The 8,680-nt window shown below is 39.3% G+C and carries 13 protein-coding genes and 1 pseudogene; 1 reads left to right on the forward strand and 13 read right to left on the reverse strand.

Features of this window, described 5'->3' with window-relative positions; all coding sequences use genetic code 11:
• The 13 genes and pseudogenes from G6Q06_RS07875 to G6Q06_RS07935 form a co-directional block, all read right to left on the reverse strand.
• Positions 1–183 (reverse strand): annotated as a pseudogene (locus G6Q06_RS07875) (hypothetical protein); the annotation flags it as partial.
• A 42-nt stretch (positions 184–225) separates the two neighbouring features.
• Complete coding sequence (mnmE, locus tag G6Q06_RS07880; RefSeq protein ID WP_163566254.1) at positions 226–1,593, reverse strand: tRNA uridine-5-carboxymethylaminomethyl(34) synthesis GTPase MnmE; 1,368 nt, start codon at positions 1,591–1,593, stop codon at positions 226–228.
• A complete protein-coding gene (locus G6Q06_RS07885; RefSeq protein ID WP_163566255.1) occupies positions 1,577–2,287 on the reverse strand; it encodes a Jag N-terminal domain-containing protein in 711 nt (236 codons plus the stop codon). The genes mnmE and G6Q06_RS07885 overlap by 17 nt, the downstream gene beginning before the upstream one ends.
• 10 nt (positions 2,288–2,297) lie before the next feature.
• Positions 2,298–3,896, reverse strand: a complete 1,599-nt coding sequence (yidC, locus tag G6Q06_RS07890) for a membrane protein insertase YidC (RefSeq protein ID WP_205436007.1) — start codon at positions 3,894–3,896, stop codon at positions 2,298–2,300.
• Positions 3,883–4,257: a membrane protein insertion efficiency factor YidD gene (gene yidD, locus G6Q06_RS07895; protein ID WP_163535383.1), complete on the reverse strand. Its 375-nt coding sequence runs from the start codon at positions 4,255–4,257 to the stop codon at positions 3,883–3,885. The genes yidC and yidD overlap by 14 nt, the downstream gene beginning before the upstream one ends.
• Complete coding sequence (rnpA, locus tag G6Q06_RS07900) at positions 4,212–4,520, reverse strand: ribonuclease P protein component (protein WP_240328797.1); 309 nt, start codon at positions 4,518–4,520, stop codon at positions 4,212–4,214. Before rnpA ends, yidD begins: the two co-directional genes overlap by 46 nt.
• A 61-nt stretch (positions 4,521–4,581) precedes the next feature.
• Positions 4,582–4,716, reverse strand: coding sequence for a 50S ribosomal protein L34 (gene rpmH, locus G6Q06_RS07905; protein ID WP_006564561.1), 135 nt, complete (start codon positions 4,714–4,716; stop codon positions 4,582–4,584).
• A 65-nt stretch (positions 4,717–4,781) separates the two neighbouring features.
• Positions 4,782–5,180, reverse strand: coding sequence for an ExbD/TolR family protein (locus G6Q06_RS07910; RefSeq protein WP_163534146.1), 399 nt, complete (start codon positions 5,178–5,180; stop codon positions 4,782–4,784).
• Positions 5,181–5,188: 8 nt separating this feature from the next.
• Positions 5,189–5,647, reverse strand: a complete 459-nt coding sequence (gene exbB / locus G6Q06_RS07915; RefSeq protein ID WP_100069289.1) for a TonB-system energizer ExbB — start codon at positions 5,645–5,647, stop codon at positions 5,189–5,191.
• Positions 5,644–6,108 carry an SsrA-binding protein gene (gene smpB / locus G6Q06_RS07920; protein ID WP_163566256.1) on the reverse strand — a complete coding sequence of 155 codons (465 nt, stop codon included), beginning with the start codon at positions 6,106–6,108 and terminating at the stop codon, positions 5,644–5,646. Before smpB ends, exbB begins: the two co-directional genes overlap by 4 nt.
• Positions 6,105–6,884, reverse strand: coding sequence for a 4-(cytidine 5'-diphospho)-2-C-methyl-D-erythritol kinase (locus G6Q06_RS07925; protein ID WP_163534148.1), 780 nt, complete (start codon positions 6,882–6,884; stop codon positions 6,105–6,107). Before G6Q06_RS07925 ends, smpB begins: the two co-directional genes overlap by 4 nt.
• Entirely contained in the window at positions 6,881–7,117 is a 237-nt protein-coding gene (locus G6Q06_RS07930) for a carbon storage regulator (protein ID WP_163534149.1), read from the reverse strand. The genes G6Q06_RS07925 and G6Q06_RS07930 overlap by 4 nt, the downstream gene beginning before the upstream one ends.
• A 6-nt stretch (positions 7,118–7,123) precedes the next feature.
• Positions 7,124–7,609, reverse strand: a complete 486-nt coding sequence (locus tag G6Q06_RS07935) for a peptidylprolyl isomerase (protein ID WP_205426774.1) — start codon at positions 7,607–7,609, stop codon at positions 7,124–7,126.
• 72 nt (positions 7,610–7,681) lie between these two features.
• Here G6Q06_RS07935 and G6Q06_RS07940 point away from each other — a divergent pair, with 72 nt between their 5' ends.
• Positions 7,682–8,578: a hypothetical protein gene (locus G6Q06_RS07940; protein WP_240328798.1), complete on the forward strand. Its 897-nt coding sequence runs from the start codon at positions 7,682–7,684 to the stop codon at positions 8,576–8,578.
• Positions 8,579–8,680: the final 102 nt, after the last annotated feature.

Genomic DNA, 8,680 nt, shown 5'->3' on the forward strand with positions numbered 1-8,680 from the left:
AATCTCTCTAATTAAGACTCTAGTAGCGTTGCTAAATTCAGCTCTATTTGCGATTCTGTTAAGGTTTTGTTTAAAGGCCTCTATGCTGTGGCTTTTATTAAGGGCGGCTTTAATGTGATAGCGCAAGGCTGCACCGCTGATCTTATCATTAAGCGCTTTAAGCATGCCTCTAGGTTTAACCACCGCCTAATTAACTATCTAATTAACTATGACCCGACTTTTTAATTATTTACCTAAGCAAAACTCTTGAAACATCGCATCTAGCATTTCATCAGTGTAGTAGGGTTTGCTGATAGCCACAATACTTTCCAAAGCATCTTTAACATGATAAGAGAATAGCTCTAGCTCTGCGTGTTGTAGGGGTTTTTTAGCAGATTGTAAACTTTTAATACTTAACTCTAGGCTATTTTGCTGGGTTAGAGTGGCTAAAATTAGGCTATCATTTGGGTTATGCTCAAATAGGGGTTTGAGCGCTTCTTTTAAAAGAGGCAAACAGGGTTCTTTGGTATTTAGGCTCATAGCAGGGGCAAATAAAGGCGGCAGGGCTGCTAAAAGGGCTGTGGTGTCTAGCTTAATAGGACAATCATTTTTATTAAAGATAACACAAAGGATTTTATCTTGGTTGGCTTGGAGTAATTCTAAAATAACTTGATCTTGGTGATCTAATGGGCTAGATAAATCAAAAAGGGCTAAAATAATATCGCTCTCTTGCATGCGTTGTTTACTTTTAGCAATTCCTAAACGCTCAATTGGATCGTTAGAGGTGCGTATCCCTGCGGTGTCTATAATTTTTAAAGAACTCCCATAAAGGCTAATGACTTCTTCTATGGTATCTCTAGTGGTACCGGCAATCTCACTTACTAAAGCGCGCTCTTCAAGTAATAAAGCATTAAGCAAAGAACTTTTACCTACATTAGGCTTACCAATAATGCTTAAAGTATAACCCTCTAATTTAGCACTTCTAGCGCGCGATACTTCTAATACTTTTAAAAGTTGTTGCTCTATTTGCTCTAGATCCTCTTGCATGCGATCTAATAAATTTAAAGGCAAATCCTCCTCCGCATAATCAATCAGTACTTCGCTACTAGCCAATAATTTTAAAAGGGCTGTACGGGTGGTTTGTATAAAATCTTTTAAAGCCCCCTTGATTTGTTTAGCCATCGCTTTAACCATGTTGGCATTTTGGCTTTCTAAGAGTTTAGCTAGGGCTTGTACTTGGGTTAAATCCATGCGCTTATTTAAAAAAGCCCTTTGTGTAAATTCCCCTCCCTTAGCTAAGATCGCCCCCTGTTTTAAACATGCTTCTAAAATCAATCTTGCCACCACTATGCCCCCATGGCATTGTAATTCCACCACATCTTCACCGGTATAACTATGAGGGGCTTTGAAATAAAGAGCTAGGCATTGATCTAATAGATCTCCAGTAGCATCATAAAGACTAACTAAAGTGGCCATGCGGGGGGTAAAATGCTGTCTATGCGAAAGCGCGTTTAAAATAGAAAGACTTTTAGAACCACTGAGTTTAACAATAGCAATAGCGCCAAGTCCGGGTGGGGTGGCAATAGCAGCAATGGTACTATTTGTAAAAGTCATTGATCACAACTATGGATTCGTGATCATCACTTGTTTGGATACTGACATGTTTATTAGGAAAGATTTCGCGCAGGCGTTTAAGGGCAATGTAGAGCAGCATGCCATCTAAGGGCTTAGTTTGTGCCTTGCCTATTTCGCGAACTTGCATGATCACACTTTGTAAGTAATTTTCCATGATTTCTTCTTGATCTTTTAGAAAGCTAGCCACCTCTAAGCGGATATTGTAGTGGTATTTGTAATGAATCCAATTAAAGAGCAAGTAAGATAGGGCATTATAACGATAACCCTTCTCGCCAATGATTAAAGCTGAATCAGGACCCTCAATTTCAATGAGTAGAGTTTGTTCGTTATACAATTCTACATGGATGCGCTCAATTTGGTAGGGCAAATAACTAAAGAGGGTATCTAGTTCTTGTTTGATCTCTGTAATTGTTGTCTTTAAAGCATTTGTAGGGGGAGTGGGGGGAGGAGTAGGGGGTGTTTTTTCTAGTTGCTGAGATTGTTTAACTTGATCCTGAGATTGTTTAGTCTGTTTAACTTTAGCTTCTATAATGGCATCTTTCTTGCCAAAACCTAAAAAACCACTAGAGGGAGTTTGGATAATTTCATATTCTAGATCCAAAACAGAACATTGCAAGACTGAAGAAGCCTTAATAATAGCTTCCTCAAGGGTTTTAGCTACAATGGTTTGCATCTTTTAGCTCCTAGGCCGTTTTTTGCATTTCGCTCTTCTTTTTGCTTAACATTTGATTAATGAGCCATTGTTGGATAATAGAAAAAATGTTATTGGTAGTCCAATAAAGCACAAGACCGGCCGGGAAAGTGATCAGAAAGATCGTAAAAAACAAGGGTAGCATTTTAAAAATCTTAGCTTGAGTGGGATCGGTGATGGTGCTTGGGGTGAGGGCTTGTTGGGCGTACATGGAAATTCCCATTAAAAGTGGCAAGATAAAATAAGGATCCATTAAAGAAAGATCGTGAATCCAAAGCATCCAACCGGCACTTTTAAGTTCTACAGCGTTGTATAAAACGCGATAAATGGCAAAAAATACAGGGATTTGTAGAAGGATTGGTAAACACCCACCCAAAGGATTAGCCCCGTGCTTTTTATAAAGCTGCATCATGTGCATTTGCAATTTCTGTGGATCGCTTTTGTATTTTTCTTGGAGTTCTTTCATTTTGGGCGCTAAGTCTTTGATTTTTTGCATGCTCACCATGCCCTTATAACTCAAAGGATAAAGAATAATCCGTACAATGAGGGTTAAAAGAATAATCGCCCAACCCCAGTTATGGGTATAAGTATGCAAATAATCTAGGAGTAAAAACACGGGGCGGGCAAAGAAAGTGATCACGCCATATTCAATTACCTCAGTTAGCATAGGAGAAATTTGTTCTAATAAGCGGTGATCTTTAGGGCCAATGTAACCATGTAAGGTGGCATTGCCCTTTAAAGAAACAAAGGGCAAAGGATTTTTACTTGGCTGTGCTTCTATAATGGCATCCAGAGGAGAATCTTTAGTGAAGAAAAGAGAGGTGTAGTAGCGATCCACACTAGCAATAAAGGTAGTGGATTTAAAAGTTTGGGTCTCTTTAGCCTTGCCATCTTCAATTTTTTCTAGTTTGTGATCTTGCGTACCTAAAAGTACCCCGTGGAAAGCATAACCATCGGCATCGGCTATGGGTCTAGAGCCATTGGAAAGTACATAAGCTAAATTCATGGGGTGTGTGGGTTTTAATTCTACGCCTAAATCATAGGTGAGATTAGGGTAAAAGGTCAAAATTTTTTTAATAGTGAGGTTTTTAAGAGATTGGGTTAAAACCACAGTTTGAGGGGCTTTATCTATTTGGAGTGTCTGGATTGAAGCGATATAGGGCGTATTAAAAGCCTCTTGATTAAGTGTAGAATCTACAAAGCGCAATTCTAAAGGCTTTAATGCATCTGATCCTAAAAGGGGCAATTTTTCTAAGGCACTTTTAGGTTTAGAGAGGCCTAAGAGCTGTTTAATGTGCTCTAAAAAATCCTCTTGTCTGTGGGCTGTGAATTTTTTATCTTTGAGATAAACTTGTGCAATGCGCCCTAATGAGTCTATTTCTATTTCCATATCTTTAGAGAGAACTGTAAGGATTATGGGGCTTTGAGGGGTTTGTGTTGTCTGCCTTATTAGAGCAGTGGGGGCGCTACTATTAGTTGTATTGGTTGGGAGAGTGTGGGGCTTTTCTGTTTGGAAAAAATAACCATAAATGGTTAAAAATAGAAAGGAGAGTACAATGGCTAAAATAAATCGTAAGTTATTTTCTTTCACATGAAACCTTAAGAATATAATAAGGATAGAGAGCAGGAGGATTAAGAGGCACTAGATAATAGCGCAGTTTAATTGCTTGAGGAGAATAATATTTTGGGGTGATGTGTTTAGAGCCAATGGGATAATCAATACCTCCCTTGCAATAAGGGTGGCAGGATAACAAACGCCGGCAAATTTTTAATAAAGCTTTAAATAACCCTTCATTGTGTAAAAGCCAAAGCGCGTAGGTAGAGCATGTGGGATAAAAACGACAACTTGTAGGTTTAAGAACAGAAAGATACTTGCGATAAAATTGTAACAAGGCTAAAACCAATCTCACGCATGCCTCATAACAAGCGGTTTTGTTTTGCGGTATAGACATGCTAAAACCTGTTGTTTTAAATCTTTGTATTTGAGTTGTGCAATCCCTGCTTTAGCCACAAACACGATCACCCGCTCTTTTTCTAAATGGATATTCTTAAAAAGAGAACGCACCCGCCGTTTAATCAAATTTCTCTGCACCGCATTACCCACTTTCTTAGAAACACTCAAGCCCAGTAGAGAAGTGCTAGGATAGCTAAAAAATTTGGGTAACCCATCTAAGGGGAGAGAATACATGGTAAAAAACTTGCTATGTACTCTCATGCCCTTTTTGTAAAGATGGTTAAATTGCTGGGTTGTTTTTAGAGATTGCACCTCGCAAGAATCAAACCGCTAATTGTCTTCTCCCCTTAGCACGGCGGGCTTTGATAACCTTACGGCCATTTTTAGTTTTCATCCTCACCAAAAAGCCATGTGTGCGCTTTCTAGGCGTATTATGGGGCTGATAGGTGCGTTTCATTCTCTAATCCTTTAAAATTTTCAAAAGCTCTATTCTAGCTTGTTTTGCTAAAAACTATCTAAAGTCTAATGGCTGCTGTTTTTATCTTCTACCAAAATATAAAGTTGGTTGAGATTATGGGTTTGCAATAAATCCACCACTTTAACAAAGCTATCTAAGTTGCTATTTTTATCTCCCTGTAAAATAATAGGTGTGTCTTTAGCATATCTTTTTACCGCCTGTTTAAGCGCCTCAAAACTTACCTTTTTTTTGTCCAAATAAAACTCGCCTTTATGTGAAATGGCGATATTAACTTGTTTTTTATCCAGCACATCTTGGGCTTTATCCGAGCTTTGATCTACTTTGGGGATATTAATGGGCAGTTTGGAAGTAGAGACAAAAGAAGCAGTGGTGAGTACGATAACCAAAAGCACTAACATGATGTCAATAAAAGGCACCACATTCATGGAGTCTATTTTTTTCATCTATCTTCCTAAAAATCTGTATCTAGGCGATTATACCCCGCTCCCTCTGTGGCCGGGTGGTGGTAAATATCCCATTTAGTCGCGATGATCTCGCTTTTGCGCACCAACATGTTATAAATCACAACAGAAGGAATGGCCACAATCAAACCCATACCTGTAGATTTAAGCGCAAGGGCTAAACCAACCATGATTGCTTTAGTATCCACCGCTGAGGTATTGCCTAGTTCAATAAAGGTAATCATGATTCCTGTTACCGTGCCCAAAAGCCCCACATAAGGCGCATTAGAACCAATAGTGGCCACTAAAGTTAAACGGCGGTGTAAATCTAGTTCTAACTTGCGTTTATCTTTATAATCATCTACGCGCACGGTGGCATAAAACCACACCCGCTCAATCCCAATCGCAATCACAATTACTGATAAAAACGCCAAAAATCCCAAAATCCCATAATCTACCATCTCTTTCACATTCCACCCCGCAAATGATTCTTCAATTGGCTCTTAGCCTCCCTATCTAAAACCCTTTGTTTCATGCTCTCTCTTTTATCATAAAGTTTCTTACCCTTCACCAAAGCGATCTGAAGTTTCACCCGGTTTCTTGCATTAAAATACAACTGCAATGCCACGATACTAAGGCGCTTTTGACCCACTTCAACAGACCATTTATGAATCTGTTTTCTATGTAATAGCAACTTACGAGGCCGTCTCTCATCGGGTTTATAATAAACATTGGCCGTTGGTAGATGCCCAACATGCACCCCAAATAAAAAAGCCTCGCCCCTGATAATCCTAACAAAATTATCCTTTAAATTCACCCTACCCACACGGATTGCCTTAACCTCAGAACCTGCCAAAACAACACCCGCCTCCAAAGTCTCTAAAATCTCATAATCAAAGAAAGCCTTTTTATTGCGTATGGGTTCTCTCACACACTTTCCTTAAGCCTAAAAAAGCTACTCCCACTCCCGCTAAAAAAATAAGGCTGTGCATTATCTAAATGTTTCTCAAATTCTTTTAATGCAGGATAAAGCGTGATAGCAGGGGTGTATAGATCGTTAAGAGTGGCGCGTGTAAAGTGTTTGAGTAAAGTGCGGCTCTGAATCGTTTTCCAATTTTGCCACTTTTCTATAGGCATAGCTAGGCGATCAAAGGCTTTATAAACTTGAGCTGTGTTACAAAAAATTTCAGGGGTTAAAATTTCTATTTCTAAATCCTCTTCTTCAAAAGATTCAATCAGCTCACCAAAATGAAAAACATGCGCGCTATTAAAACCAGAGATAAAAAAATTCACATCACTGCCTACCTGCGCGCCAATTTGATAACATTCTTGCAAACTCAAACCCAATTCTAAGCGGGTGTTAAGCTCTCTTAAAAGCACCCCCGCATCTGCACTCCCGCCTCCAAGCCCCGCACCTATGGGGATATGTTTTTCTACTTCAATGGCTAATTCTAGGGTTTCAGGGTGGTTTTTAGCTTGGAGGTGAGTTTTAAGTATCTGTAGCATTTTATAAATCGTGTTTTTCTCAAGAGGGCAACCAAAATTACCCTTAAGCAAAAAGGGAGCTCTTTTAACAAAAAGATAATCACATATTTGGGTTTTTACAAGCATTAGCCTAGATAAAAGAGTGTGATAAGATGCCTCTAATCCTAAAATTTTTAAGAAAATATTTACTTTAGGATAGGCGATACACTCAAACGCATTCATTCTAATTTACCCAGTTGTTTACCAATGCCCTCTAAAAGCGTATCGCTAACATCTCCGGAAGCTTTTTTGTTTTCTAAAGCCACCGCTTCTTTAAGTTCAGAGCGCAAAATAAGCATATGAGAGGGGGCGTCAAAACCAAGTTTTACACTTCCCTTATCAATTGAGACAACCCGTATATGGATATGCTCCCCAATCACCACACCCTCTCCTAGTTTTCTGGCTAAAATTAACATCTAGAATCATTGTGCTAAGATATGGATTGTCTCAATAATATCCCCCTGCTTTAAACTATCCAAAACCCTTAAACTCTCCTCCTCCTCAATTTGTCCAAAAACCGTATGCTCCCCGTCTAAATGGGGTTGGGGCTCAAAACAGAGGAAAAACTGGCTACCACCCGTGTCTCTGCCGGCATGTGCCATGCTTAATGCGCCTCTCTTATGTTTGTGCGGGTTATTTTGCACTTCACAGCGGATACGATAATCAGGTCCACCCATTCCAGTACCAAGTGGACAACCCCCTTGAGCCACAAACCCGGTGATCACGCGGTGAAAATTTAGCCCATTATAAAAACCCTCTTTGGCTAAAGTCGCAAAATTAGTTACAGCCTGTGGCGCTTCTTGTCCAAATAAGTGGATTTTAATCGCCCCCTTACTAGTTTTAATCACCGCATACTGATAAGAAGCCAAAAGTGTGGGATCTATTTCATAAACTTTTAGAGCTTTCATGGATACCTTTAAAAAATTAAATGATCGCCGTATTTTACCGATTTCACCTTAATTTTATGTAGTGGGGTGTTTATGTGGGCTCTGTTGGCTCTCTTTTTTTTAGGGTGTGTTTTACACGCAGAAAAGGCGCTAGATACCTCTTTGATTCACCACGCTAAACCCTCCCATACCACCAAAAAAATACCGCGCCAAAACCAAAAGATCACCAAAAGCGTTAAAAAACCCAACAAACAAAATTTTCAACAACAAGTTAAACAGAATAAAGAACACAATAACGCCAACCTAGAACCGCTCCATCTTTGGATTTATAGCACCGTTTTTTTAATCGCCTATTTTAAAGATGGGCACTACAAACAGGGCTATGGGCTTTTATTACAAAACGGGCATGTGCTAACCTCCTCTGAGTTAGCCTATGATAAAGGCATGTATGCCACAACTTTTGTAGCCAAAATGCAAGATGATAGCGGGCCTATGCTAATTTGTGTAGCGCGGTTGCGCCTTAAGGCCATTGATCGAAACCGCGGGTTATCCTTGCTTAATACCCACGCTTTTACTAACGATTATTGCCAAATCCGCCCAGAAAGTTACTACCATGCGCGTATCTACACAAAATACGGGCAAGATTTACTCACCAAAAATTCCAACCCACGCAAAGCCTTACAAATTTATTATCCTAAGATTAGCGATCAAGGCACTTTTGAAGTAGGCACTTTTGAAGTACGAACATATAAGAATATTTTAGAAAAGAGCCATAAAGATATTAACTACAGTAGTCAATATCTTAATTATAGCGATCTACATCGAATCATACGGCCTCTCCTCAAAGATGTCTATGGCCGCCCCCTTTTTAACCACCAAGATGAGTTTATAGGCATGGCCGTCTCTCTTCCCAGTCAAAATAATGTTTTTGCCACCAAACGCGTGATTCAAGATTTTTTACTAGATTTAAAACACCGCTCTATTTTTTAACTCTAAGCCCCCCTTAAGCTTAAAAACTATACAATACGCCTTTTGCTAAATAGCAAGTGCTAAGCAAATGCTAAAGCAAGCGATCTTTGACATTTAAGCAAG

The sequence above is a fragment of the Helicobacter suis genome (assembly GCF_902196135.1).
Classification (GTDB): Bacteria; Campylobacterota; Campylobacteria; order Campylobacterales; family Helicobacteraceae; genus Helicobacter; species Helicobacter suis_A.

Bases quoted from the DNA above. Each gene is read 5' to 3' on its own strand.
- mnmE (WP_163566254.1), bottom strand. From the start codon at position 1,593: ATGACTTTTACAAATAGTACCATTGCTGCTATTGCCACCCCACCCGGA.
- G6Q06_RS07885 (WP_163566255.1), bottom strand. From the start codon at position 2,287: ATGCAAACCATTGTAGCTAAAACCCTTGAGGAAGCTATTATTAAGGCT.
- yidD (WP_163535383.1), bottom strand. From the start codon at position 4,257: ATGTCTATACCGCAAAACAAAACCGCTTGTTATGAGGCATGCGTGAGA.
- rnpA (WP_240328797.1), bottom strand. From the start codon at position 4,520: ATGAGAGTACATAGCAAGTTTTTTACCATGTATTCTCTCCCCTTAGAT.
- rpmH (WP_006564561.1), bottom strand. From the start codon at position 4,716: ATGAAACGCACCTATCAGCCCCATAATACGCCTAGAAAGCGCACACAT.
- G6Q06_RS07910 (WP_163534146.1), bottom strand. From the start codon at position 5,180: ATGAAAAAAATAGACTCCATGAATGTGGTGCCTTTTATTGACATCATG.
- G6Q06_RS07925 (WP_163534148.1), bottom strand. From the start codon at position 6,884: ATGAATGCGTTTGAGTGTATCGCCTATCCTAAAGTAAATATTTTCTTA.
- G6Q06_RS07930 (WP_163534149.1), bottom strand. From the start codon at position 7,117: ATGTTAATTTTAGCCAGAAAACTAGGAGAGGGTGTGGTGATTGGGGAG.
- G6Q06_RS07935 (WP_205426774.1), bottom strand. From the start codon at position 7,609: ATGAAAGCTCTAAAAGTTTATGAAATAGATCCCACACTTTTGGCTTCT.
- G6Q06_RS07940 (WP_240328798.1), top strand. From the start codon at position 7,682: ATGTGGGCTCTGTTGGCTCTCTTTTTTTTAGGGTGTGTTTTACACGCA.